Source organism: Pseudomonas simiae (genome assembly GCF_900111895.1).
GTDB classification, from domain to species: Bacteria; Pseudomonadota; Gammaproteobacteria; order Pseudomonadales; family Pseudomonadaceae; genus Aquipseudomonas; species Aquipseudomonas simiae.
In genome coordinates, this window is record NZ_FOKB01000002.1 from 423834 (window position 1) to 450833 (window position 27000).

General features: G+C 60.8%; 19 protein-coding genes. 15 read left to right on the forward strand and 4 right to left on the reverse strand.

All coding sequences use genetic code 11. From position 1 onward, the window contains the following. Positions 1–84 precede the first annotated feature (84 nt). The 3 genes from BMZ57_RS07970 to BMZ57_RS07985 all read left to right on the forward strand — a co-directional run bounded on the left by BMZ57_RS07970 (position 85) and on the right by BMZ57_RS07985 (position 5484). Entirely contained in the window at positions 85–1059 is a 975-nt protein-coding gene (locus tag BMZ57_RS07970) for a CobW family GTP-binding protein (RefSeq protein ID WP_069672370.1), read from the forward strand. Continuing rightward, positions 1056–2231, forward strand: coding sequence for an ABC transporter substrate-binding protein (locus BMZ57_RS07975; protein ID WP_069672369.1), 1176 nt, complete (start codon positions 1056–1058; stop codon positions 2229–2231). Before BMZ57_RS07970 ends, BMZ57_RS07975 begins: the two co-directional genes overlap by 4 nt. 916 nt (positions 2232–3147) lie before the next feature. Then, complete coding sequence (locus BMZ57_RS07985) at positions 3148–5484, forward strand: putative bifunctional diguanylate cyclase/phosphodiesterase (RefSeq protein ID WP_021491812.1); 2337 nt, start codon at positions 3148–3150, stop codon at positions 5482–5484. A 61-nt stretch (positions 5485–5545) separates the two neighbouring features. Here the strand turns inward: BMZ57_RS07985 and BMZ57_RS07990 are convergent, their stop codons facing one another. Both BMZ57_RS07990 and BMZ57_RS07995 read right to left on the reverse strand, forming a co-directional pair. Next, complete coding sequence (locus tag BMZ57_RS07990) at positions 5546–7963, reverse strand: glucose/quinate/shikimate family membrane-bound PQQ-dependent dehydrogenase (RefSeq protein WP_029529234.1); 2418 nt, start codon at positions 7961–7963, stop codon at positions 5546–5548. 380 nt (positions 7964–8343) lie between these two features. Next, entirely contained in the window at positions 8344–10362 is a 2019-nt protein-coding gene (locus BMZ57_RS07995) for a TonB-dependent receptor (protein ID WP_044286686.1), read from the reverse strand. 140 nt (positions 10363–10502) lie between these two features. Here BMZ57_RS07995 and BMZ57_RS08000 point away from each other — a divergent pair, with 140 nt between their 5' ends. From BMZ57_RS08000 to BMZ57_RS08050, 11 genes are all read left to right on the forward strand, one after another. Further along, positions 10503–10736, forward strand: coding sequence for a VF530 family protein (locus BMZ57_RS08000; RefSeq protein ID WP_010212838.1), 234 nt, complete (start codon positions 10503–10505; stop codon positions 10734–10736). A 4-nt stretch (positions 10737–10740) separates the two neighbouring features. After that, a complete protein-coding gene (locus BMZ57_RS08005) occupies positions 10741–11364 on the forward strand; it encodes a Pr6Pr family membrane protein (protein WP_010212837.1) in 624 nt (207 codons plus the stop codon). 702 nt (positions 11365–12066) lie between these two features. After that, positions 12067–12576, forward strand: coding sequence for a fimbrial protein (locus tag BMZ57_RS08010; RefSeq protein WP_032883091.1), 510 nt, complete (start codon positions 12067–12069; stop codon positions 12574–12576). 50 nt (positions 12577–12626) lie between these two features. Beyond that, on the forward strand, positions 12627–13187 hold the full coding sequence (locus tag BMZ57_RS08015; RefSeq protein ID WP_010212835.1) for a fimbrial protein: 561 nt from the start codon (positions 12627–12629) through the stop codon (positions 13185–13187). Positions 13188–13206: 19 nt separating this feature from the next. Then, positions 13207–15810: an outer membrane usher protein gene (locus BMZ57_RS08020; RefSeq protein WP_175439629.1), complete on the forward strand. Its 2604-nt coding sequence runs from the start codon at positions 13207–13209 to the stop codon at positions 15808–15810. After that, the gene (locus tag BMZ57_RS08025; RefSeq protein ID WP_010212832.1) at positions 15807–16568 is read left to right on the forward strand and encodes a fimbria/pilus periplasmic chaperone; all 762 of its coding nucleotides are present in this window, start codon (positions 15807–15809) and stop codon (positions 16566–16568) included. Before BMZ57_RS08020 ends, BMZ57_RS08025 begins: the two co-directional genes overlap by 4 nt. Before the next feature lie 21 nt (positions 16569–16589). Next, complete coding sequence (locus BMZ57_RS08030) at positions 16590–17162, forward strand: fimbrial protein (RefSeq protein ID WP_010212831.1); 573 nt, start codon at positions 16590–16592, stop codon at positions 17160–17162. Between the two features lie 10 nt (positions 17163–17172). Next, positions 17173–17667: a fimbrial protein gene (locus BMZ57_RS08035; protein WP_010212830.1), complete on the forward strand. Its 495-nt coding sequence runs from the start codon at positions 17173–17175 to the stop codon at positions 17665–17667. Positions 17668–17680: 13 nt separating this feature from the next. Beyond that, positions 17681–18160, forward strand: a complete 480-nt coding sequence (locus BMZ57_RS08040) for a fimbrial protein (RefSeq protein WP_010212829.1) — start codon at positions 17681–17683, stop codon at positions 18158–18160. 11 nt (positions 18161–18171) lie between these two features. Further along, entirely contained in the window at positions 18172–18720 is a 549-nt protein-coding gene (locus tag BMZ57_RS08045; RefSeq protein WP_021491808.1) for a fimbrial protein, read from the forward strand. Positions 18721–18818: 98 nt separating this feature from the next. Continuing rightward, positions 18819–19784 (forward strand): fimbrial protein, encoded by a 966-nt coding sequence (locus BMZ57_RS08050; protein ID WP_045791274.1) that lies wholly within the window; start codon positions 18819–18821, stop codon positions 19782–19784. 14 nt (positions 19785–19798) lie between these two features. On the opposite strand, the gene BMZ57_RS08055 is transcribed toward BMZ57_RS08050, so the two are convergent. After that, positions 19799–20566, reverse strand: coding sequence for a siderophore-interacting protein (locus BMZ57_RS08055; protein ID WP_042571710.1), 768 nt, complete (start codon positions 20564–20566; stop codon positions 19799–19801). Further along, entirely contained in the window at positions 20563–21132 is a 570-nt protein-coding gene (locus BMZ57_RS08060) for a PadR family transcriptional regulator (RefSeq protein WP_010212822.1), read from the reverse strand. Before BMZ57_RS08060 ends, BMZ57_RS08055 begins: the two co-directional genes overlap by 4 nt. A gap of 158 nt (positions 21133–21290) precedes the next feature. On the opposite strand from BMZ57_RS08060, the gene BMZ57_RS08065 reads away from it, so the two are divergent. Beyond that, the gene (locus tag BMZ57_RS08065; RefSeq protein ID WP_069672368.1) at positions 21291–26993 is read left to right on the forward strand and encodes a membrane-targeted effector domain-containing toxin; all 5703 of its coding nucleotides are present in this window, start codon (positions 21291–21293) and stop codon (positions 26991–26993) included. The last annotated feature ends 7 nt before the right edge of the window (positions 26994–27000 follow it).

Consider the following 27000-nt stretch of genomic DNA (forward strand, 5'->3'; position numbering starts at 1 on the left):
CCCGGCTTGCCGGCGATGGCATTCTGAAGGACGCCATCGCCGGCAAGCCGGGCTCCTACAGGGGCATCATTGAGGTAGTAAACAATGAGCATGGCTCTGAATGTGATCACCGGCTTCCTTGGCAGCGGCAAGACCACCTTGCTCAAGCGCCTGCTGCAAGGCGAAAGCCTGGGCGACACCGCGCTGCTGATCAACGAATTCGGCGATGTCGGCATTGACCACCTATTGGTGGAAGAGGTGGCACCGGACACCGTATTGTTGCCCAGCGGATGCGTGTGCTGTTCGATCCGTGGCGAGTTGAAAGACGCACTGCTCGGCCTGCTGCAGCGTCGCGAACGGGGTGAAATTCCGGCCTTCAAGCGGGTGATCCTGGAGACCACCGGCCTGGCCGACCCGGCACCGATTCTTGCCACCTTGAACAACGACGTGCAACTGCGCGGGCGTTTCCATGTTGGCCTGGTGATTACCCTCGTCGATGCCAGCCACGCCTCTGTGCAAGAACGCCTGCACCCGGAATGGCTGGCGCAAGTGGCGGCGGCGGATCGCCTGCTGCTGAGCAAGACCGATCTGGCCGGCGATTGCACGGCGTTGCGCGCCCATTTGCAGGCGCTGAATGCCGGCACGCCGATTCTCGATACCCACGAGATCCACAGCGGCGATCAACTGCTGCTCGGCGAAGGCCTGCGCAGCCTCGAACCCGCCGTGGAGGTCAGTCGCTGGCAACTGCATCGCACCGCCACCGCCACCCACGGCGCCGCACAAGTGTGCAGCCTGACCTTCGACCAGCCCCTGGACTGGGTGGGGTTCGGGGTGTGGTTGTCGATGCTGTTAAGATGCCACGGCGAACGGATCCTCCGTGTCAAAGGGCTGCTCAACGTGAACGCCAGTAACGCCCCCATCGTCATTCATGGTGTGCAGCATTGCCTGCATGCGCCGGTGCACCTGCCTGCGTGGCCGGGCAGTGATCGGCAATCGCGCCTAGTGTTTATCCTGCGCGGCCTCGACCCCGAACTGTTGCGACGTTCCTTCAACGTGTTTTCACGACGGTTTGCGGCATGATCACGTTAAGAGTCCTCGGTACTTCGGTCACCCTGCTTGAATGCTTGCGCGTGCGCGCTGAGCAGGAGCTGGGCATTCGCCTGATCTATCAGGTGCACGACGTCGAACAGGCCCAGCGTATCGCGGTGATGCAACCCGACAGCTACGACCTGTACGACCAGTGGTTCCACAACGTTGACTTCGTGTGGCCGGCCCGGGCGATCCAGCCCATCGACACCCGACGCATCGCGCTGTGGCACGAAATCAACGATCTGCCCAAGCGCGGTCGCCTGTCACCCGATGACCGCCTCGGCAGCGGCAGTGTGCCCAGTGAACGGTTGTTCGTGCAGCACGATGGCAGCCTCGGCAGCACGGTCACCGACCGCATCAGCATGTTGCCCCTGACCCACAACGCCGACAGTTTCGCCTACCGCCCCGAACGGTTGCCCGAAGGCTTTTGCCACGGTAACGAAAGCTGGGGCTGGCTTTTGGACCCCGCTTGGCGTGCGCGCACGGCCTTGCAGAGTGACGCCGCCATCGGTGCGTTGGATGCGGCGTTGGCGGTGCAGGGCGCGGGGCTGGCGAGCTTCAGGGACATCGGCAACATGAGCATTGAAGAGATCGACGTGCTTGCTGACATCCTGGTGCGCAAGCAGAAGGAGGGGCACTTTGCGGCGTTCTGGTCCGATGATGAAGAGGCCGCGCAATTGATGCTCAGCCCGAGTATCGATATCCAGAGCCTGTGGTCGCCGACCTTGATGCGGCTGCATCGCGCGGGGGTGAAATACCGCTTGGCGGTGCCGCGTGAAGGGTATCGCGCGTGGTTTGGTGGGTTGTCGTTGTCGCGGCATGCCAAGGGCGCGGTGTTGGATGCGGCGTATGCGTATTTGAATTGGTGGTTGTCGGGGTGGCCTGGGGCGGTGATGGCGCGCCAGGGTTACTACATTGGGAACCCGGCGCGTACGCGGGATCACTTGAGCAGTGCGGAGTGGGATTATTGGTACGCGGGGGAGCCGGCGCGGGAGGAGTTGCTGGGGAGTGATGGGTTGCCGTTGATTGATGTCGGGGAAGTGCGGGATGGGGGGTCTTATGAGCAGCGTATGGGGCATATTGCGGTGTGGAATTCGGTGATGGATGAGCATAATTATTTGGTGCGGCGGTGGGGGGATTTTATGCGGGCTCGCTGTTTTTGATTGATTGATTGATTGAGTACATATCCGTTTCTTTGGTAACGGCGACTATGGGTTCCGCTCTTACAGCGGGTCACTTTTTGAAGAGCGCAAAAAGTAACCAAAAACGCTTCGCCCCAACACTCGGTGCCTCACCTAGGCTCGGCATGCCCTCACTCCGGCTTGTTTGACGGGGCGCCCCAGATCAAAAGCAAAAGCGCGGCGGCCTTAGAGCCGACCGGTTTGGGGAGGCGTACGCGGTCAAATGTGGGAGCTGGCTTGCCTGCGATGGCATCACCGGGGTGTGCCTGCGGTACCGAGTCGTTCGCATCGCCGGCAAGCCAGCTCCTACAGGTAACAGCCTTTGATCCAACCACTCGGGCTGGCTGTCAGGGCGCCGTGCTTTTGTTTTTGCTTTTGCTTTGCTTTTGATCTCAGGCGCCCCGTCAAACACGCTGGCCGGAATTCGGCAGGGATTTGGGGGGTAAACCGGCAGGGATGCCGGCTTAGCCGCCCCGCGCCATGGATGGCGCGTGGCGGCGGCCCCCCAAATCACTGTCGGATTACGGGCACACCGAGCGTGAGCGAGGTGCCGAGTGTTGGGGCAAGAGCCTTTTGGTTACTTTGGGGCTTTTCCAAAGTGACCCGCTGTAAGAGCGGAACCCATAGTCGCCATAACCTAAATAAAGGATATGTACTCAACCCCGCGTCCCCCCCCCGAGCCGCCGAGCCCTTCAGTCAACCCATTGTCGCCAAAAAACCGCCACAAAACTCCCCGTTTTTATTGGGTGCACTTAACCCTACTCCCAGCTAATCTCCTAAAACCTAATATCCACTCAAAATAGATGTTTTTTTGACGCCAGGTCAGCGGTCGCAGGGAATGCACATGACAAAGGGACGTAGTGGCAGAGAGAGGCGAACGCTGCCAGAGGGCACTGCAATGAGGTGGCGCCATACGTTCCAAACCCGCATTGCCGGGGTGCTGGCTCTGTTGCTGCTGGTGGTCGTCGCCGCCACATATTTCGCCGTCAAGACCGCCACCACCCGCGCCGTGGAAAACCAGGCGCGAGTCCAACTGCAAACCGGCAGCCAGGTATTCGAGCGCCTGCTCGACCTGCGCGGGCGTCGCCTGCAGTACGGCCTGGACTGGCTGACCGCCGATCTCCCATTCAAACATGCCGTGGCCGAAGGCAAGACCGGGCCGGTTCTCGCTGCATTGCGTCGCCACGGCACGGGCATCCGTTCCAGCGAAGTGTTTGTACTGGGGCTGGATGGCAAGGTCATGGTCAGCACCTTGCCAATCTTCGTGCGCGGTCAGTCTTTTCCCTATGACGACGCCTTGCGCCACGCCCGGCGTACGGGCCTGCAGATGCTGATCGTGGCCCTGGATGGGCGGCCCTATCTGTTGGTGCAGCGCGAAGTGATCGACGATTTACCCATTGCGCGCGTCGTCATGGGCTTTCCCATGGATAAGCTGTTCGCCAGTGAGCTGCGCTCCATGAGCAACCTGGAGGTGTCGTTCCTCAGCGTGCAAAATGACACGCCCGGCCCGCTGTTCAGCACCCAGCCGCAGGCTTACCAGGCCGGTACGCTTAGCCTGTTGCGCGAAGGGCATGTCGACCCCGAACCGAAAATCCATATGTTCTACGGTCAGCGTGTGCTCAGCCTGGTATTGCCGCTGGCCAATACCGGCAATGGCGATGAAGTGCGTGTGCTGCTGCAAAGCCCGCTGGACCATGCCCTGGAATCCTTTGCACCGCTGGACCGGCAGTTCCTCGGGATTGCCCTGGCGGTGCTGCTGGTGTCGTTGGCCGCCGCGTTGTTTCTGGCGCGACGGGTGTCGCGCCCGCTCAACGCCCTGGTGCAGGCGGCCGAGCGTATCGGCGCCGGTGATTACCGCACGCCGGTGCGCGTGCGCAGCCACGATGAATTCGGTCTGTTGGCCCGCGCTTTCAACGCCATGCAAAGCGGTATCGCCGTGCGCGAGCGGCAATTGGCGCACAACGCGCTGCACGACCCGCTCACCGGCCTGCCCAATCGGGCCCTGGCCATGGAGCGCCTGGGCAGCGCGATCAGTGCACGCCGGCCGGTGGTGTTGCTGTACCTGGGGATCGAGAACTACCGAGTGATCAACGAAGGTTTCGGCCCCCAGGGCGTGGAAGAGATGCTGCGCGAAGCCAGCCGTTGCCTGTCTATCAGCCTGTTGGCCAGTGATACGGCGGCGCGTATCGCCGGCAGCGAATTCCTGCTGTTGTTGGAAAACACCGAGGTTGACCGCGCTGTGGCCCGTGCCGACCGCCTCTACGCGCTGCTCACCGAGCCCCAGCGCATCGGCAATGACGAACTGCGCCACGAGGTGAGCATGGGGATTGCCGCCTACCCGGCAGACGGCCAGCAAGTGGAAGAGTTGATCAGCCGCGCCGCCATCGCCCGGCATGACGCGGCCAGCCTGCCGGGGCATTTGCAGATCTACCAGCAGGACCGCGACCTGGCCCATCAACGCCAGATCACCTTGATCCGCGACCTGCGGCGTGCCGCCATCGAGGGCGAATTGTTCCTGTGTTACCAGCCCAAGCTCGACCTCAAGCACGGCCATGTATGCCAGGCCGAAGCCTTGTTGCGCTGGCAGCATCCGACCCTGGGCCAAGTCTCTCCCGTCGAATTCATCCCCCTGGCCGAACGTACCGGCAGCATGCGCAGCCTGACGCTGTGGGTGATCGAAGAAGCCATCCGCCAGATCGCCGAGTGGGCGCAGCGCGGCATGCTGATCCAGCTGTCGGTGAATATTTCAGTGGACGATCTGGCTGATGATGACCTGGCGATCCGTGTCACCGCGCTCTTGATGACGTACCAAGTGGAGGCCGAGCAACTGATTTTCGAGATCACCGAGAGCGCGATCATGCACAACCCGCAACAGGCGCTCAGCGTCCTGGAGCAACTGCGCGGCTGCGGTATCAGCCTCTCGGTGGATGACTTTGGCACCGGCTATTCGTCCCTGGCGCAATTGCAGCGCCTGCCGGTGCAGGAGTTGAAGATCGACCAGTCCTTCGTGCGCAACCTCGACAGCACCAGTGGTGACGGGGTGATCGTGCGCTCCACCATCGAGATGAGCCATAACCTTGGGCTCAAGGTGGTGGCCGAAGGCGTGGAATTCGCCCCCAGCCTGAAACTGCTCAAACAATGGAATTGCGACACCGCCCAGGGTTATCTGATCAGTCGGCCGTTGAATGCGATGGCGTTCGAGATGTGGATGCGCCGGGAGCGGGTGCCGCTTTAACCGGCATAAAAAAGGCGGCTACCTTCACAGGTAGCCGCCTTTGTTTTACCGCCGGTGACGCTTATTCCGGCAGTTTGAACGCCATCACGTAGTCACCCTGTTTGGTGCCCAGGGAGCCGTGACCGCCGGCCATGACCAGCACGTACTGCTTGCCGTCTTTACCGGTGTAGGTCATCGGCGTGGTTTGCGCGCCTGCTGGCAGGCGGCCTTCCCACAGTTGCTTGCCGTTTTTCACATCATAGGCACGCAGGTACTGGTCGAGGGTACCGCTGAGGAACGCAACACCACCGGCGGTGGTGAAGGTGCCGCCCAGGCTAGGTACGCCCATGGTCAACGGAATTGGAACCGGCGCGCTGTCACGCACGGTGCCGTTCTTGTGCATCCAGATGGTCTTGTGGGTGGTCAGGTCGACCGCCGCTACATAACCCCATGCCGGCGCCTGGCACGGCAGGCCCATTGGCGACAACATGGCTTCGAGGATCACACCGTATGGCGCGCCTTTGTTTGGCTGCACGCCTTCGGTTTCGCTGACGCGTGGGCCTTGCTTGGCGATGTCGGCGGCCGGGATCAGCTTGGATTTGAACGCCATGTAGCTTGGGTTCACGAAGGCGATCTGGCGCACCGGGTCGACGGAAATGCCACCCCAGTCGAACACGCCGAAGTTGCCTGGGTAAACGATCGAACCTTGCAGCGAAGGCGGCGTGAAAGCACCGTCGTAACGCATGGATTTGAAATCAATCCGGCACAGCAGTTGGTCGAACGGTGTCACGCCCCACATGTCACGCTCTTTGAGCGGCGGTGGCATGAAGTTCAGGTCGGACTTCGGTTGGGTCGGGGAGGTGCGGTCGCCCGCCACTGCGCCTTGCGGTACCGCCACTTCGTGGATCGGCACGACCGGTTGGCCGGTGGCGCGGTCCAGCACGTAGATGCTGCCTTGTTTGGTCGACGCCATCACTGCCTGCTTCACGCCGGCTTCGGTCTTGATGTCGATCAGCGAAGGCTGGCCGCCCACGTCCATGTCCCACAGGTCGTGGTGAGTGAACTGGAAGGTCCACTTCACGTGGCCAGTGTCGATGTCCAGGGCGGTGAGGCCGGCAGCGTATTTCTCGGAATCGTCGGTACGGTCGCCGCCGTATTGGTCGGGCATCTGGTTGCCCATCGGCAGGTAGAGCATGCCGAGTTTTTCATCCACGGCGAACATGGACCACATGTTCGGCGAGTTGCGGGTGTAGGTCTTGCCTTCGGCCAACGGGGTGGTGTCGTCCGGGTTGCCGCTGTCCCAGTTCCACACCAATTTGCCGGTGTGCACGTCGAACGCACGGATCACGCCGCTCGGCTCGTCGGTGGAGACGTTATCGGTCACGTGACCGCCGATCACGACCAGGTTCTTGGTCACGGCCGGTGGCGAGGTGGAGTAGTAACCGCCTGGGGCGAAGCCCCCGATGTTCGCGCGCAGGTCGACTTGGCCTTTGTCGCCGAAGTCTTCGCACATCTTGCCGGTGTCGGCGTTGAGGGCGATCAAGCGGGTGTCGGCCGTCGGTACAAAGATGCGTTTCGGGCAGGCATTCGGTGCGGCAGACGGGCTGGCGCTACCGGTTGGGCTCTGCTCGGAAGCGTAGGCGGCGTCATCGTGGTACGACACGCCACGGCAAGTCATGTGCGCCCAACCCTTGAAGTTCTCGGCACCCATGCTGCTGATCTTCGGATCGAAGCGCCAGATTTCCTTGCCGGTGTCCGGGTCCAGGGCAATCACTTGGCTGTGTGGCGTGCACACGTAGAGCATGCCGTTGACTTTCAGCGGGGTGTTTTCCGCGGTGGTTTCGCCTGGATCGTTCGGGCCAGGGATGTCACCGGTGCGATACGTCCACGCCGGCACCAGCTTGTGGGCGTTTTCCGGGGTGATCTGCGCCAGTGGCGAGTAGCGATCGCCGTAGGCCGAACGGCCGTAGGAGTTCCAGTCACCCTCAGCCTGGGACGGCGCAGCACTGGCCATGCCAGGTACTGCGTCGCGGTCCAGTTGGCCGGTCTTGACCATTTCACCTGGGTTGGTGAATTGGCTGGCCAGGGCGGTAGCACCTGCCAGCACCACGGCCACACTCAGTGCGCCAGTGCCCAGCGGGGCCGGTTGGCCACGCAGCAACGGACGGCGAAACCACGGAAGCAGCATGACGATGCCCAGGGCGAACAGCAGCGCCAGGCGCGGCACCAACTGCCACCAATCCAGGCCGACTTCCCACAAGGCCCATACGGTGCTGGCGAACAGCACCAGTGCATACAGGCCCAGTGCAGCGCGGCGGGTGGCCAGCAGCAGGACGCCGGTCAGGGTGATGCCGATACCCGCCAGCAGGTAGTACAGCGACCCTCCAAGCATCGTCAGCTTGATACCCCCGGCCAACAAGGCCAGGCCCATGATCAGCAGCAAGACGCCTAGCAACCTGGGCAGCAGGCGGCTTGGGCTTGAAGCACCATCAGTGCTCATAGTGTGTTTCTCCGTGACGTTGGAATTATGTATCCCCGTGTTTCTTCACTGTAGATGACGATTCGACACGGGCTTGGTTCAGCGTTAATTCGGTTTTTCTGGGGATAAGTAGGGTTATCCACAGGCGGGCGATTTATCCTCAGGCGCAGGTCTGGGTAAGACAGCGCTGTCTTGATAGGCGGTTTGAAGCAGCAAGATGGGGTCGACCGGGAGGTGAAACGTTTCAGATTATTGCGGGCAAGGATAAAGGGAGTTTTCTTGGAGAGAAAGGACGAATCGCGATATGCATCATTTCTGAATTGGTAACAGTGACCAAGTGTCGCTGCAAAACCAATGTGGGAGCGAGCACGCCCGCTCCCACAGGGGGCATAGGGTGTGAGTTAGAACGTGGTGCGAATGCCGAACTGCACGCTTCGACCCGGTGCCGGCGCAATATCGCGCAGGATCGAACTGGCATAGCGCACAGTTTGATTGGTCAAGTTTTCACCGTTCACAAACGCCAGCCACTGGCTGCCACCGACATTGAAGCGATAACCCGCGCTTGCCCCCAACGTGGTGTAGCCATCGGTGCCGCTCTCGTTATCCGGCACACGGCCCTGGCCTGCGGCATGTTCCACGTCGATGCGCGCCTGCCAGCGGTCCAGTTCCCACAGCAAACCGCTGTTCAAGCGCAGCGGTGCAATACGCGGCAGGGCTTCGCCGGTGTCCAGGTTGGTGGCGCGGGTGTAGTCGCCCGACAGTTCCAGTGCGAACTTGCCGTAGGCGCTTTCGCCAAGTTTCCAGTGATCCTGGGCTTCGAAGCCAGCGAAACGGGCGCGCACGCCGGAGTATGTGTACTCGGGGATGCCGCCAGCGTCTTCTTCGCCTTCATCGTTCAGCGTGCGACCGCTGCCCAGCAGGCCGATGTAGTTGGAGAAGCGGCTGTAGAACATGCCGAAGCTGCCCTTGTGAGTGCCATTGTCAAAGCGCAGCGCCAGGTCGCTGGACACGGCTTTTTCTTTCTTGAGGTTGGCATCGCCCAACTCGTAGGTGCCGGTGGCGACGTGGGCGCCATTGGCATACAGCTCGTAGAACGTCGGTGCGCGTTCGGTGTAGCCCAGGGTTGCGGCCAGGGACCAAACCGGCGTGAGGGTGTAGACCGCACCGGAAGACAGGCTGCCGGCGGTGAAATCGTTGGATTTATCGGCACCGGCAAAACGTGCGTTGCCCTTGGCATCCGGGTCGACGTTGGTGTGTTCCAGGCGTCCGCCGAGGCTGAGTTTCAGGCGTTCAGTGGCCTGCATTTCTTCGAGGATGAACAGCGCGCCGGCATTGGTGTTGGTCTGCGGGACAAAGGCTTCTTCACCCAGGGCCGAGAACTCGTTGCGGGTCACTTGCGCGCCGACCACACCGTCGAACGGACCAATGGGTTGGTGGCGTGCTTCGACGCGTGCTTCATAGCCTTTGTTCTTGAAGATCGTACCGGTTTCGCCGCCTTCGATTTCGCGGTGTTCGTAGTCGGTGTAGCCGGCGTCGAGTTTTACCGAGGTAAATGGGCCTTGCAAGTTGCGGATTTCCGACGCGAAGGCGTAATGATCCTGCTTCATGCGGATGCGTACGTCCTGCTCGGCCGGGGAGCCATAGTTCGCGTCGTAATTGCTGTAGGACAAACCAGCATAGCCGTCGTCCCAGGTGTAGGAACCGCCCACGGCACCGCCATCCTGGCGTCCGTCGCTGTTGCCCAGGCGACCGTTTTTGCCGGGGGCGTCTTCGGTTTCCGGGGCGTGACGGCTGCGTGCCTGGCCGGGGATTTTCAGGTCGTTGAAGGCCCGCGCATTGGCATCCAGGTGTAAGGCGAACGTACCGTTGCCGGCTTCCAATTTGCCCGCGCTGCTGCGGGTGGTGTCGGCGCCGCCGTAGCGCAGTTCACCGGCACCGTGGATGCCTTCGATGGCCTCGGTAGGGATGCGGTTGTCGAAGGTATTGACCACGCCGCCGATGGCGCTGCCGCCATACAACAACGCGGCCGGCCCGCGCACGATTTCGATGCGGTCGACGTTGACCGGGTCCAGCGGCACTGCGTGATCGTAGGACAGCGACGAGGCATCCAGCGCGCCCACGCCGTTGCGCAGGATGCGAATGCGGTCGCCATCCTGGCCACGGATGATGGGGCGGCTGGCACCGGGGCCAAAGTACGACGATGAAACACCCGGCTGCTTATTCAGGGTTTCACCAAGGCTGCCTTTTTGTTGCAGGGTCAGGTCATCGCCCTCCAGTACCGTGGTCGGCGAGGCGAGTTGTTCGCTGCCCAGCGGGTTGCCGGTAATGACTTGGGGTTGCAGCTCCAGGGCGTGGGCTTCGGAGCAGATCAGCAGGGCGGCGGCAAGCGGGGACAAGCGCCATACAGAAGAGAAGGGCATCAAACACATTCCTTGGCAAAACGACTAAAGATCTGAAATTCATGGTTACAATATAACATTACTTTTTAACTGAGAACGGGAACTTTTTTGTTCGTGCTAAAGTGACCGGCTGTATTTCTACTTACTGCAAAAGGCCCGGCATGACCGCGACAAGCAACGACCCACTCCACGGCGTGACCCTGCAACACGTCCTCACCACCCTGGTGGAACATTACGAATGGAGCGGTCTGGCCGAACGCATTGATGTGCGCTGTTTCAAGAGCGACCCCAGCATCAAGTCGAGCCTCACGTTCCTGCGCAAGACCCCTTGGGCGCGGGAGAAAGTCGAAGGCCTCTACGTAAAACTGATGCGCACCAAACGTCCGCTGGACTGAACCTATGAAGCGCTGTGTAGCGGCGGCCGCCTTGGCCGGTTGGGTGGGGCTGGCGATTCAGCAGTACCTGATTTTCCATTCGCGCTGGTCGACAGGCGCCAGTCTGTTGGGCGGGCTGGTCAACTTCTTCAGCTTCTTTACGGTGCTGACCAACACCCTGGTGGCGGTGGTGCTGAGTTATGCCGTGGTTCATCGTGATTCAGCGGTGAAGCGGTATTTTCTGGCGCCCGGGGTCAGCAGCGCGATTGCCGTCAACATTGTGCTGGTGAGCCTGGCCTATAACGTGTTGCTACGGCATTTGTGGCAGCCCGAGGGGTTCCAGTTCATCGCCGACGAATTGCTTCACGACGTGATGCCGCTGCTGTTTGTCGTCTACTGGTGGCGCTGCGTGCCCAAGGGCGCCTTGCGGTTCAAGCACATTGGCCTGTGGGTGTTGTACCCGCTGGCGTACTTCGCCTATGTGTTGCTGCGCGGGGATTTGCTCGGGCAGTACCAGTACCCGTTCATCGACGTCGGTACCCTTGGTTATCCACAGGTGTTTGTGAATGCCGGGGGGATTTTGACGGGGTTTGTGCTGATCGCGTTGGCGGTGGTGGGCTTGGACAAATGGCTCACGCGGGCACAGTAAAAAAGCGCGGGCTTGCCCGCGATCACGCCTGCCCGAACACCTTCCCTCTCAAACCTCTGCACCCCTAAGTCTCCACCCGCCGTATGCGCCGCCGCTGACAGCTCTCTGCGCGTCGCTCGCCCCTGGCTTGGTTTCCATCGTGACGAAGGTATACAGCGCACCGCGCGGCAACGGATGGACGCTGAATCAGCGTCTGGTCGCACGAAACCGATAACTAACTCGCCGAGGCACAATCGGCTGCCTCTACACGCTCGTGTCTTAATTAGTTAGTGGGTTTGGCCCGGTAGAGGCTGTTATTTTTCTACGCTTGTAATCCCGTTCTTACATACCTGTTTGTAGTTGATGGATGCTCATTAACTTGCATGTAGTCTGTTTCTTACGGATGGTTTTAAAGTTTTGGCAAGTTGCCATTATTTTCCTATGTGTCTGCGTGTAACAAAGCTACGCACGTTTGCGAATCGGACGGCTTACTTCTTAATGGCGACGGGGGAAACTTGCGCTGCTTCGAACAACATCCTGATTAAGCAATGCAAATAGTTGGAAAAGCCGTTTTACGCACAATCGCGTGATCCAAACTTTTACCGAGATAAATCAGGCGCTACACCCTGTTCGTCGCTCGCTTAGTAAGTCCTGTAGCACTGTTGTTGCAGGGGGTCTTAATGAAAATTATTAATGTGTGAGTACTGGAAAATGAAAAGCAAAATGAAAACTGCACTGTTGTCTGTCGGGCTGTTGCTGGGTTCGGCGTCCATGGTTCATGCGGCGGATGGAACGGTTACGTTTATCGGGTCGGTCCACTCGGGTGCTTGCTCTATTAAGCCTGACTCCGTCGATCAGACTGTTCACCTGGGGGCGATCGCAAAGCATCAGTTGCAGAGCGGAGGCAAGTCTGAGGCCCGACGTGTGCTTATTGAACTTGAAGGCTGCGATTTGACTGGCCTCACTGATAACACCGTGACGACCACCTTCACCGGGGCACCCTCGGGCGCTGTGCCTGGCGCGATCGGCACGGTCGGCGGTGCGGGTGGTATCGGCATCATGATGACGCATGGCAACAAACTCGTTGAGCTGGGTGTCCCTACGGCTCCGCAGGCCATTGTCGTCGGTGATAACACCCTGGAGTTCGGTGCCTATGTACAAGGCGCCGCTGCGGACCCGATCGTCCCTGGCAGTTTCAGCGCGGTAACCAATTTCACCTTGGCTTATCAGTGAGTTTTCCCCCCGCCACTTAAGGTGGCGGGGGACGCTGGCGGGAGAAAACGGTGAATACATTCATACGCCTTGCTATCACCTCTTCATTGACGATTTTCATCAACCCTAGCGTGTTCGCGCAGGAGCCTGCGCAAGGCGCCGGGGTCGTCACGTTGGGGGGGGAGATCATTGATTCAGCTTGCGGGCTGGAATTGGTCAGTGCCGATCAATCCATCGAGATGGCGCCCGAACCCATAGGTCGGCTCTTGCGAAATACGATGGGCGAACCACACCCCTTCCAATTGCGTCTGGTCAATTGCTCATTGAGTCGCCCCGACCCGTCGCGGCCAGGCGTCAGTTTGCCGGATTGGCAGCATCTGCAAGTGACCTTTGACGGGGCTCGCGATAGAAACGGTCGCTCCTTTGCTGCCTTCGGCGATTCAGAGGGGATTGCCCTTCATATCTGGGATGCGGCTGGTCAAGAGAGTGTTCCGGGTGAGCCGATGCCTCTGCTGCCGTTGGCTGAAGGTGACATGACACTTCACTACACGCTTCGCCTGATTGGAAACGGACTGCCGCTGGTGCCTGGCGCTCACCTTGCTGCGGTGCGGTTCAAGTTGGAATACTTTTGAACAGTGATGGGTTGTTTTCATGTTGAATGCGTCGAAGATCAAAAAAACGCTCCGCCCAAGCCTGTTTGGCGGGTTGATGTCAGCGGTGGGAACGGCATTGGGTGCAGGGGATATCGAGTTTAATACCGATGTTCTTGATCTCGTTGACCGCACCAATATTGACTTGTCTCAGTTTGCTCGCAGTGGGTTTATTCTGCCGGGCACTTACTCGATGGTTGTGCAGATCAATAGCCAGCCTATTTCTGAGCAATCGGTGGCGTTCTATCCCCCCGATGATGATCCCAAAGGCAGTCAGGCCTGTGTGTCGCGCGCGCTTGTGGAGGAGTTGGGCCTCAAGGCCTCCGGCGCTGCCGGGCTTACTTGGTGGAAAGGCGGGGAGTGTCTGGATATTCAAGGCTTGCCGGGTATGGAAGTCGCTGGCGATCTGGCCACCTCCACCCTGAGCATCAACCTCCCCCAGGCCTACCTTGAATACAGCGCCATCAACTGGGACCCACCCTCCCGCTGGGACGAGGGGGTGCCGGGGTTGCTGGTTGACTACAACGTGACGGCGCAAGCCAGTCACCAAAAGAATGACAGTGTCCGCCATAACTTCAGTGGCAACGGCACCGTGGGCGCCAATGCCGGGGCCTGGCGCCTGCGGGCGGACTGGCAGGGGCGTGTCGACAGAGACCGCGATCAGGCGGCCAGGCATCCGACACTGGAGTGGAGCCGCTACTATGCCTATCGCGCCATTCCTGCGCTCAAAGCGCGCCTGGTACTGGGTGAGGACTACCTGTATTCGGAGCTGTTCGACAGCTTCCGTTTTACCGGTGCTGCACTCAACTCGGATGAAAGTCAGCTGCCACCCAACTTGCGCGGTTACGCACCTGAAGTGGTCGGGGTCGCCAAGACCAATGCAAGGGTCATCATCAGCCAGCAGGGGCGTGTGCTGTATGAAACGCTGGTCGCGGCCGGACCTTTTCGTATTCAGGACCTGAATGACGCCGTGAGCGGCAGGCTCGATGTGCGGGTCGAAGAGCAGGATGGTTCGGTCCACACGTTCCAGATCGATACGGCAGGCGTGCCCTACCTGACGCGGCCTGGACAAGTGCGTTACAAACTGGCGAGCGGGCGACCGTCGAATCTTCAGTACGGCGGTGATGGTGACTTCTTCGGCAGTGGCGAGTTTTCGTGGGGCATCAGTAACGGCTGGTCGTTGTATGGCGGCGGTATAACCGATAACAACTACCGTGCGCTGTCGGTCGGTGCCGGTCGTGACCTGTTGGCGTTCGGTGCTGTGTCACTGGATGCAACTCAGTCGCACGCGAGTGTGTGGAATGAGACGCTCTCGGGGAAATCCTACCGCCTTCAATACTCCAAGAAGTTTCAAGAATACGACAGCCAAGTCACCTTTGCCGGTTATCGCTTTTCCGAGAAGAACTACTTGAGCATGAGTGAATACCTCGATGCTCGACATTACGGGAGAAACGGCGAACTCGCCGGGCTCGACAAAGAAAGTGAGTACAGCGGCAGTTGGAAACCGATTGGGGGCAGCAAGGCACTTTATACGGCCACGCTGAATAAGCAGTTTCGGGATCTGGGGGCCACGGTTTACCTGAGTTACAACAAACAAACATATTGGGAGCGCCCGGCCACTCAGCGTTGGAACGTGTCGATGTCACGCTACTTCAATGTGGGTAGCGTCAAGAACTTGAGCGTTTCGCTGAACATGTATCGCACTCAGGAGTACAACTATAAGGATAACGGCATGGCGCTGACGGTCAGTCTGCCGTTGGGGCGCAGCGGCACGCTGTCGCTGGATGCCAATAGGGCAGCAGGCAAGAACAGTTTTTCGACGCGCTACAGTGATCGCCTCGATGAGCGTAATAGCTACCAGCTCAGTGCCAGCGATAACGCTGCCAGTGGTTATCTGAGTCATATCGGTGACCAGGCAGACATCGATCTCGCTGCCAGTAAGCAACAAGGCGATTACACCAGCCTCAGTGTCTCGGCGCGTGGCGGCGGCACACTCACCGCTCACGGTGCGGCATTGCATCGTACCAACAGCACGGGCGGTACGCGCCTGATGGTCGATACCGCCGGTGTGCCCGATGTGCCTGTGCGGGGTTATGGCGCGCCGACGCGCAGCAACGCCTTCGGCAAAGCGGTCATTTCCGATATCGGCAGCTATCAGCGCACGGCGGCCAGTGTCGATCTGGAGAGTTTGCCGAGCAATGTCGAAGCCACTCAATCCGTCACGCAACTGACGCTCACCGAAGGGGCGATCGGATATCGATTCCTGGACGTGATTTCCGGCCAGAAGGCCATGGCCGTTCTGCGCCTGCCGGATGGCAGTTCCCCGCCCTTCGGCGCGACGGTGAAGAACGTCAAACAGCAGGACACCGGGATTGTGAATGACGGCGGCAATGTCTACCTCAGCGGTATTCAGCCCGGCGAAGAGATGATCGTCAGTTGGGGTGGGGCCGAGCGATGTGTCCTCACGCTGCCAGGTGTTTTGCCGGCCGATGGCTTGACCCATGCCCTGCAACTGGGCTGCCGCAGGGTAGCCACTGATCAATCCTTGCCCGAGCCAGCCAAGCTGACCGGGAAGCCTACCGATATGGAGAACACATCCTCATGATGCTCAAAACGCGCCTCACACTCCAAGCCTTTACGCTGCTGGCCCTGGGCTTGAGCCAGAGCGCCAACGCGGCGGTTGGCCTGGATCGTACCCGAGTGATTTTTGATGGTGGCAAAGAGGCCACCAGCGTGAACATCACCAACAACAACACCCAGTTGCCCTATTTGGCTCAGGGCTGGATCGAGGACGAGGCGGGCAAAAAAATCACCTCGCCGTTGATCGTACTCCCGCCGGTTCAACGCCTGGAGCCAGGGAAGCAAAGCCAGGTGAAAGTTCAGGCGTTGCCGGCGGCCAAATCGTTACCGCAGGATCGAGAGACGGTCTACTACTTCAACCTGCGGGAAATTCCGCCGCGCAGCGATAAGGCCAACACCCTGCAAATCGCGCTGCAGACCCGGATTAAATTGTTCTATCGGCCGCAAGCCATTGCGCCAAGCCAGCAAGACTTATCCAACCCGTGGCAGGAAAAACTGACCCTTACCCGCGAAGGCGAGCGTTACCAGGTGAATAACCCTACGCCTTACTACGTGACCCTGGTGGATGCACGCAGCACCAAGGACGGTAAAACCGTGCCGGGCTTCGAACCCCTGATGGTTCCGCCCAAAGGCACGCTGACCTTGGGGCCAACGGCCACCGTACTCGGCACAACGCCTTATTTGGCCTATGTGAATGATTACGGCGGGCGTCCGGTACTGGCATTCACCTGCGGTGGCAATACTTGCAAGGTCAACTCGCAAGTATCGACGCCTAATGAATAGTGCCTGCTGCTGGAGAACGTCATGAAGTCGCGCAATGTGAAGGTCTTGGGCGGCCTGTTGCTGGTCTTTGCGGGGGGCGCACAGGCCGAGGATGTCGAGGGCATGAATGGGCTGCTGAACATTTCCGGGGCCATGCATGAAACCCCCTGCAGCCTGGAGATGGCCTCACTCCATCAAACGGTTGACCTGGGCGCCGTGTCGACCAGCCAGTTGCAGCGTCCCGGCGATCAGGCAAAACCGGTGGCGTTTCAGCTGCGGTTTACCGATTGCCACCGCACCGCAGGCAGCATCCGCAGTGAACGTACCGGGAACCTGACCTGGAGTGCCTTTCAACCCGTGCTGTCGGTGGCGTTTTCCGCACCCGCCGATGCTGATGATCCGCGGTTGGTCAAAGTGCAAGGCGTCACCGGGATGGGCCTGCAATTGACCGATGCACTGGGGCGGGATGTGCAGTTGGGCGCCAGGGGCGAACCGTTGTTTTTACCCCTGGGCGGCAATGTCCAGACCTGGAACGTTCAACCCACGCGCACTTCCGCGGCGTTGACCAGTGGGGCGTTTCGGGCCGTGGTGGATTTCAGGCTCAATTATGAGTAGGGGCAGAGTGATGGCAACCTCAACCGGCCCGTGGGCCATTCTTATCGCTGGCAGCCTGCTGTGGGCTGTCGGCCAAGGCGTGCAGGCTGAAACCAGCCTGACCATCCGCGCGGTCATCATCGCGCCGCCGCCCTGTGTCATTAACAACGGCAGTACGCTCGATGTGCCGTTTGGGAACGACCTGCTGACGTCGCGGGTGGACGGGGTCAATTATCGTCGAGACGTGCCTTACACCGTCAGGTGCGACTCCCCCTTCAGCAACGCGTTGACCCTCGAACTCAAGGGCTCGGGGGCTGCGTTCGACAATCGTGTGCTGGTGACCCGCAAACCGGATCTTGGGGTCAAGCTGTTCGTGAACGGGGCTGACTGGCCGCTGAATACGGCGGTGAATTTTACCTATCCGAACTTTCCGGTGGTGCAGGCGGTGCCGGTCAAACGGGCGGGCAGCACGCTGACGGGAGGCGCATTTGATGCGACCGCCACCCTTGTGGTCGATTACCAATGAAGAGGAACGATCAATGACATTTTGGCAACCGCGAGCGTTGCTCGTCTGGTGGTCCATCGGCCTTTGCAGTGGTGCTTCGGCCAACCTGACCTTTAGCGGAACGCTGAACGAGCCTCCTCCTTGCACGATCGATGGCGGCAACACCATCGAAGTCGACTTTGGGGACGTCGGCGTCAAGCGAGTCGATGGCGTGAAATATCGCAGGGGGCTCGGTTACACCATCAGTTGCAGCCCTGCCACGCTCCCTTGGGAGCTGAAGTTGAGTGTGAACGGCACGCCCACGGTGTTCGACGGCTCGGCGGTGCAGACCAATGTGCCTGAACTGGGCATTCGGATTTTTCAGAATAACCTGCCGTTTCCACTCAATACGCCACTGGAGATAACCCTGTCGTCGCCGCCGGTGTTGGAAGTCGTACCGGTCAAACCGCTGGGCGCCATTCTGGCCCCGGCAAGGTTTACGGCGGTGGCCACGCTATTGGCCGAATACGAGTAGGAGTTGAGCCCATGCGACATGAAATGCTTCATAAAGGCTGGGCATGTGCCGGGCTGGCATGCCTGTTGATCTTCGGCCTGATCCCGGCGGGGCAGGCGGCGGACAACCTGAGTTTCAAGGGCAATCTGGTTGAAGAGGCTTGTACGATCCGCCCTGGCGACGAGGCCATCACCTTGGAACTCTGGGACGTTACCAGCAAGCACCTCTATATCAACACGCGCTCACAGGGGAAGGGTTTCAAACTGCACCTGGAGGATTGCGACACCACGATTGGCAACACGGTCACCATCACGTTCGGCGGTAGGGAAAACATGGCGCTCCCTGGATTGTTCGCGCTGGACGGTGGAAGCGGTGCATCAGGTATTGGCGTCGGTTTAGAGACGCCGAGCAACAAGCCATTGCCGCTCAATACCGTCAGCGATGAACAGGTGCTGAGTAATGGCAACAATGTCATTGAACTCAAGGCCTATGTGCAGGGTGAGCCGGATGCGATCAGGGATCAAACCATCGGGCATGGCCTGTTCACAGTGACCTCGACGTTTACGCTGGACTACCCGTAACCGCCTCAGACAAGCCTCAACTCTCCCCTGGGCGGCGTTAAAGCGTGGGCTGAATGTTCGCGGGGCAATGCATGGGTAGAGCAACAAGAGAGATCAAAATGAAACAACTCTATAGTGCGATGGCGCTGTTCGTCCTGATGGGTTTCAGTACGATCGCAAGCGCCGCTACATGCCGTGTGAATGGCGGACAGTGGACAGAGATAGTCGGGGAACTCCCCCTACGGGTCCCTGTTACGGTGACCTTGGCCGCAGATCGTACACGGATAATGATGGAAGGCGCACGGCTTGAATGTGGGTTCTCCAGAGGCTCGCAGAGCCCGTCTTCCCGGCGGGACTACTGGGCAACGGGTAGCTCGGCGGGGACCCCCTGGGTACCGGGTATCAAATTCAGCCAGGAAGGGGCTGGTTTACGAATCAATGGAACGTACCGAAATAACCCTATCCCGAACGGAATAAGGTTCGCCACACTGCCTGACGACCTGAGAGGTTATCCGATCGATGTCACGCCCTATATTCTGCTGCGCAACAATCCGTCCAATCCGATCGATATTCGAGTAGGGGATACGCTGGGAATCCTGCGTCTCACCGCCACGAACAACTACAACGCCAATACGGCAAGGATCTCGGTTACCTACACCGCCGCCAACAACTTCACCATCACACCGTCAACCTGCACGATCAACAATAACAACCCGATCGAGATCAATTTCGGCAACGTTCACCAGCGGGCCATCGGCGCCGATCCGTTGACCACGACGATCCGTAGCGACCGCAGGCTTACCTACTCATGCCCGGACGGCGGGATTACCACGCCGATAACTATTTCCTACAAAGGCAGCCCGTCGTCGTTCGACACACGCCTGCTGATGATGTCCAACCCGGACGTGGGCACGGCCCTTATTCGTGCGGGATCTGCGGTTCCAGTCAACGGTTCGTTCCTGACCCACATTACCAACAGCGTGGGGGGCGACGATGTGACGTTTTCTCTGGTTCGGCGCGCGGGGTCGCTACCTGCCGCTGGCGCCACCAGCGGCAGCGGGGTATTGGTGATGGGGGTGCCGTAACACCCGCACCAGGCTCATTCTTCCTCACTGCCCTCGGCACGCCAATAACCGACGGCCTTGAGGAACGCTTCATCGACCTTGTGCGTGTCCAGCAACACCCGACGCACCTGACGCGACAGCTTGGTTTCCATCGCGACAAAGGTGTACAGCGCGCCGCTCGGCAACGTCAGTGTGCGCACGGTGTCGAGCAGGTCAACCTGGCCGCGTAGCACCCAGATCACTTCCACCTCGGCCGCGCTGTGCAGCGCCTGTTGCTCGGCCGCATCGGCGATTTCAATCACCGCCAGCACCTTGCGCCCGGCCGGCAGTTCTTCGAGGCGGCGGGCGATGGCGGGCAGGGCGGTTTCGTCGCCGATCAGCAGGTAACTGTCGAAGATATCCGGCACGATCATCGAGCCCCGTGGGCCGCCGATGTACAGGTGCTGGCCGACTTGGGCCTGTTCGGCCCAGGTGGAGGCGGGGCCATCGCCGTGCAGCACGAAGTCGATATCCAATTCGCCAAGGCTGAGGTCGAAACGCCGTGGCGTGTAGTCGCGCATCGCCGGCTGCGGGCCATCGCCCTTGATGCTGAACGTCGGGCTTTGCAGCGCGGCCTGCTCGGCGGCGTTTTGCGGGAACATCAGCTTGATGTGATCGTCACTGCCCAGGCTGACAAACCCCGCCAGCTCAGGCCCGCCGAGGGTGATGCGGCGCATGCGCGGGGTGATATCGACCACCCGTAGCACGTCGAGGCGACGGCGTTTGATTTCGTGGGTGACGCGATGGATGACGGGCGTATTCATTGGGTTTCCCCCTGGACAGGTTGAACGGCCGGGCCGTCGACGATGGCCCGGGCGGTGCTGTTGAGCAACGCGGCGACGCGCGTGATTTCTTCGGCGCTCCAGCGCCCATGGTGCAGTTGCAGGGCATGGCGCAGGTTATGCACCGCCTCGTGGATTTCCGGCGGGCGATCATGGCCGCGCAGCGAGCGTTTGCTGACATCGATGCGCATGCGCACGCCTTCCAGTGCAATCGCCTGCTCACCTAAAGAAAGACGACCGGCGTCGGTGAGGGTGTAGCGTTTTTTTCCACCTTCGGCGTCGCCGCTGATCAATTCGCTTTCTTCAAGAAAGGTCAGGGTGGGGTAGATCACGCCGGGGCTGGGACTGTAGGCACCGTCGAACAGGCCTTCGATCTGGCGGATTAAGTCGTAGCCGTGGCACGCCTGTTCGGCGATCAACGCCAGCAACAGCAACTTCAGGTCGCCGGGGGCGAACACGCGTGGGCCGCGGCCGCCGCGTTCTCGGCCGGGGCGTTTTTCGAAGCCGTCGCGGCCGTCGCCGTGGTGGTGGGAATGATGCTCTCTCATTTTGGGCCTCTCCGTTCTGGTTAAGATATAACTTAAGATATATCTTAAGGCTGTTCAAGATCAGTCGACCAATGGTCGCGGCCCTACTTAACTACCACCGCCTCGCGTGATGCGCCCAGCATGCTGATAGCCCTTCCCATGTGCATGGAGCCAGTGCGATGAGCACATTGATTTCTCCCCCTTACTCGCCGACCTCCTTGGAAATACGGGGCTATCTGCATCAGATCGGTCACCAGTTGCTCGAAACCGACACCCCTTTGCTGTCCAAACGGCCGCTCCCCATCGAGTTGCAGCAGTTGGAAAAACTCAACCAGACGCTCAAGGCATACACGCAAGCGCATGTTGAAGAAAATCGTGCGCTGTACGCCGATGTGGCCCAGGTCGACCTGCAGAGTGACGAGGGCAAGCGACGGCTGGCGACGCTCAAACGCGACCTCACCCCGCAGTTGCAGAAGCTGGACGAAGTCGGTGTGCTGGGCAGCAAAAGCCTGCGCACGTTCATGGCCAACGACGCGGGCCTGGTTGCGTTGGAACTGGAAGCCAGGCTCAACATTCAGGACTATCTGCTGCATCGTGAAGAAGCCCGGCTGGTGCAGAACCTGGGACTGGGGCCGAGCTTTCGACCGGGCATCTATGCGCTGACCTTCACCTACCAAACGCAGACGATCGAATTCGCCGGGGCCTTTGTGCTGACCGAAAAAAACACCCCCGTGGTCACGCAGTTGACCGCTGCGGAGGACGTCGGCTACGTGGTGCTGTTTACCCCAGCCCGTGGCTTTGAGTCGTTCGGCACGCTGGCCGAGATGAACAGCCAACTGCGCGAAGCAATGGCGGTCGGCAGTTGGCGCAAGGAGTTCATGACCCTGCTGCCGCGCCAATACCAGGGGCTGTCCGCCATGGGCGTCTGGCCTCTGCTGTTGACGTCCATCGATGGCGAACCGCTGTGCGAACACACCTACGACGCCCGGCTGGCCAAGCGCGCGCTGGATATCGACTGGGCCCTGAGCAACCCCGGCCCCAGCGCCCAACACCTGCTTGCCGAGCTGGACGCTGCGATACGCGCCGCGTTGCCCGACTTCAGTCAGCGCCTGGAATTGCGCGCCCAACGCCTGCTGGACCGCTGCCTGGAACACAGCGCCCCGGCCTGGTACCGCAACGCCCCCAGCCACCAACGCGAGGCTCTGGCGCGGCACCTGGCCGAGTACGACGAGGCCCGGCAAACCCTGCTGAACCTGTTCGGCCATGCCGCCTCGCCGCAGACCCTGGCGCGCTATCAGTTGCTCGAACAACTGGCCACTGACCTGGAAATCAACGACCTTGACCCCGACCGCCTGCACGTGCGCACGCGTCGCAGCGTGGCCAGGGTCGGCACCTACGAACAAAAACACAGCCTGACCGAGCTGGCGCTGCGCGGCCTGCACAGCGGCGACGAACTGGCCGGGTCGACGTTTTTGCTCAATACCTCCTTCACCTATGCCGACGCGCCGCTGCCCGAGGCTTATCAAGACTTGACCGCCGACTATCTGGTCGGCCTGCTCGACACCCTCAAGCCGCGTGTGGCGTTTGAAACCGTGCGCCGCGAGTACTACGCCAAACCCGAGATCCATGCCGCCATCGAACAGTTGCTCGACCGCCGCCTCAACGCCCTGGCCTACACCGCTAAGCTGCAACGCCACATCACCGCGGCCGACTATCAACGCTTCACCCGCCTGCGTCGCGGCACCGACGCGCAACTGCGCGCGAGCAGCGTTGCGCTCAATGGCTACGTGCTCAAAGACCTCTGGCTGCTGCGCGAAAGCGACGAGCAGGGCGGCCTCACGCGCTTGCTGCTGTGTACCCCCGAAGCGCCCCAGGCCCAGCAGTTTCATGGTTTCGACTCAGAAGTGCTGTGCCAGGCCCACCTCCTCGCGTGGTGTGCAGACGACGCCATGCGCGCGTATCTGCTGGAGCAAGTACCCCTCAAGTCCCGTGCGGGCCTGAACACCTTCATGACCGGCCTGGGCTTTATCCCGGCACACCAGGAATACCGTCACGTCACCTTCAGCGAGGCGAGCAGCCACGCCGACTGCCTCAAGACCTTGCGCGGCCAGCTGCTGGCGGTGCAGACCGACGATTACCACTGGGGCACCCCAACATGGTACCGCGCGGCCAGCGAGGCCCAGCGCCGACAATTGACGCTGTTGGCCGAGCAGGCCGAAGGCGCCGCCAACACCTACGCGCAGCACCCGTTGTCCGACGCCAGCTTCATCACCTTCGAGCGGTTCCTGCATGCCCAGGCCAAGGTACAGCTCAATACCCTGCTTGGCCGCCAGCGGCAAAACGATGTCGACCCCGATACGGTGTGGATGCATTACCCCAAAAACTTCCCGGCGTTAACGCGCCCCGCGTCCGTGACTTATACCCGGCTGTATCGCGATGGTTATGAGGAGTCGCTGGGGTTTCTCGACGCGAAGTTCGAAACCGTCGCCACCTTCATGGGCCCGGCCGGGGTCGACCTGAGCAAGCTCACGCCGCGCAATGTCGGGCTGTCAGTGCGCGGCGTGTGGATCGGCCAGCGCTACGCCAATGAAGTCCAGGCCAAACTGCAAAACCCCACCAGCCCCGGTTACGCCCTGCGCCGCGATGCAACGCTGGCCATCAACCAGTTGCAGTTGCGCAACGCGGCGCTGGAGTCGCGCCTCAAAGGCCATATCGTCCAGGCCGATCTGGACTGGTTCGAGCGCGCCGTCCAGAGCCTGGACGACACCTCGGTCGAGACGCGCAGCACCTACCGCGTGCATCGCCTGATGATCGACGGCGACTGGGTGATCGACACCCTGCTGTTCAGCCACGCCGCGAACCCGGTGTTGCTCTATACACCGCAGGCCCCGGACGGCGTGTTCTTCCGTGAAGCCAGGCAGTTCAACTACCTGCTGAAAAAAGTCGACGGCATGCTCGACTACTTCTGCACCCGCGTCGCGGTGCAGTCTCAGGTGCGCGTGCGGCATTTTCTGCAAACCGCCCAGGCCGGCCTGCCCGCGGACCTCAACAGCACCGACCTGAGCCTGGCGCGCTACGACACGATCGAGCGCGTGCCGCCCGTGCTCGACCTGCGTCACCTGCTGCACGACATGAAGCTGCAACGCAAGATCGACGACGTGGCCGCCACCACGGTCAATCGCACCGACATGATCATTGGCCTGGTCTGGCGTTGCCTCGAACCGCTGATCGCGATTGCGACCGCGCCGTTCCCGATGTTGAGCCTGAGCCTGGGCCTGCTGCTGGCGCTCAAGGACGGCATGCTCGCCCTGCACGCCTACAACCAGGGCGACACCGACGCCGCGCTGCAACACTTCGTCGGCTACCTGAGCAACAGCCTTGGCGCGGTGTTCACCGACCTGCGCCCGGCACTCAAGTCCATCGGCCCGCTGGTGCGGCCGATGCGCCACCTCATGCGCCCAGCCGCGCCGCGCGAGGCCATGGCGCTGATCAAACAACTGCAGCCACCGACCCCCGCGCCCGCCGCTATGCAGGCCGTACTATTCGAAGGCCGGCCGTTATGGGCGCCCAAGCAACCTGATGCCTTGGGTCGCTATATGCTGTTTCGCCAAGACCCGGTAAGCGGCAAACTGTTGTCGACTGCGCGCCTGGTCAACCAGACGGTCGAGGGGCGCTGGGTGCGCTCGGGCCTCACCGGCGGCGCGCCGAAACGTGCGCTGCCGACACCCCACGCGTTGCAGCGCTATGAAGTGCCGATCGAACAGGCCAAGGACTACGAAACCCTGATGACATTGGAGTTTGGGCAACGCTCCAGTGTCGATCAGTTGTTGGGCGAGGGCACACGCGACAGCCTGCTGACCTATGAAATGAGCCCGCTACGGGCTCCGTATTTAAAGGCATACCTGCAGTTGCGCAGCGACGCCGACACCTTCTTCGCCCAGCTCAAACCCATCGTCCCCAGGGCCGATGTGCTGGCCTTGCAAGTGAACGCGAGCCATCGGCATATCCTGGAAAGTGCCTTCAAGGAAAACCAAGGCTTGGTGCTGGGCGCGGTGCCTGGCTCGCTCGCCGCCAGACAGCTGCTGATCGACAACATGCCCACCCTCTACGAGCAGGGCGTGCGGCGCCTGTATATCGAATACCTGCCGGGCGACTTGTTCCGGGCCAAACTGGACAAGTTCAACGCCGGCGGCAGCTACAGGCACATCGGCGACTATCTGAAAAAAATCGAGACAGCCCTGGGGATTGCCAAAGACTCGCCGCACTCCTATCGCGCCCTGATCCTGGCGGCACGCCGCGAAAAAATCGCCGTCTGTGCGCTGGACGCGTCCACCGGCTACGAGGTGGACAAAGCCTTCAACCTGAGCAACGGTGCGATGGTCAGCCCGCGACCCAACGCCCAGCGCAATTTCTATTCCCACAAACTGATCGAGACCGACCTCGCCGAAAAACCCAGCGAAGGTTGGGTCGCGCTGGTCGACAGCCGCCGCCTCAACACGCACACACAAACCCCAGGGTTGGCGGACCTGCAAAAGACCCTGAGTGTGCGCGTCGAAGACGTCGCTGCCGGCCAGCCGGTAGGCATCTGGAACGACGTGCCCGGCTCGATCGCCGACGACCCGTTGGCCAAAGCCGATTTCAAGCTGACTCTGCAAACCTCCTACAGCGCGCCCCCTGCGTTCATCAGCGCACCCCGCGCGGCTAACACCTTCAGCGACTTCGATATCGACCCACGGTTCACCCACGAACTGCACCAAATGGGCAAGGACCCACATCCGTTCGACACCCGTTACGGCTCGCTCAACCCGAAAATCGCCGCCGCCGAAAACGCCTTCCGGAAAACCCGCGACCGTCTGAATAAGCGCGCGCAGGAGTTCTTCAAAACCCATGAACTGCCACCCCGGCCCACCTTGCCGGACCTGCCGGCGAGCACCACGCCCGCCGACTTTATCGAGCGCAGCTACCAACACGCCCCAGGGCTGATCATCTGCGAGAGCCACGCCGAGCAATCGAGCAAAGCCCTGCTGATCGATCAGATGAGCGTACTCAAGGCGCAGGGGGTCAAAACCCTGTACATGGAGCACCTGTTCACCGACCTGCACCAGGCGCACCTGGATGCCTTCCATCAAACCGGGGTGTTGGCCAAACCGCTCAAAGACCACCTGTGGACCTTAGACCGTGGCCACATGATCGAGTACCAGGGGCCGCACACCTACACCAGCGTGGTGGAAGTGGCGGGCAAACACGGCCTGCGCATCCGCGCATTGGATTGCGTATCGAGCTACTACACCAAGGGCATGAGCGAACCGAGCACGTCGCGGACGTCGATGTTCAACTTCTTCGCCAGCGAGGTCATCCGTCAAGACCAGGTCGCCCAGGGCGCGCACAAGTGGGTGGCGCACATGGGGAACGGCCATGTGTTTCCGGTCGAAGGGATTGCCGGGGTGGCCCAAACGCAAGGCGCGATCAGCCTGCGGACGTTCGATGTACCGACGGGCACGACCACCGAGTTGCGTTCAGGGCTGGAGTGGACAGTGGCCTACGGCTCGTCGTTGTACCCCAACCGGCTGACGGCGATCCGCAGCGACTTCACCTTGAGTGTCGGCATCCCTGGCAAGCGTCCTCCTCCCGCCTATGTGCCCGCCGATCGTTCACGCTTGACGCGACCGGGGCAGTTCATGGTCGAGCAGCTTTCACCCCACGAAGTGAACCTGGTGCATCACTCGCGCAGTGGCGAGATCCTCTCCACGCCGATCCAGATCGACGATCAAGGCCGCTTCTTCATCGAGCGCTGGGCAGAACTGAAGGACGAGCGTTTTACCGTGTTCGAGCGACTGCTCAGCGCCCTTGATCAGGTGCTCAAGCTCACGCACGTCCAGTAGGCCTGGC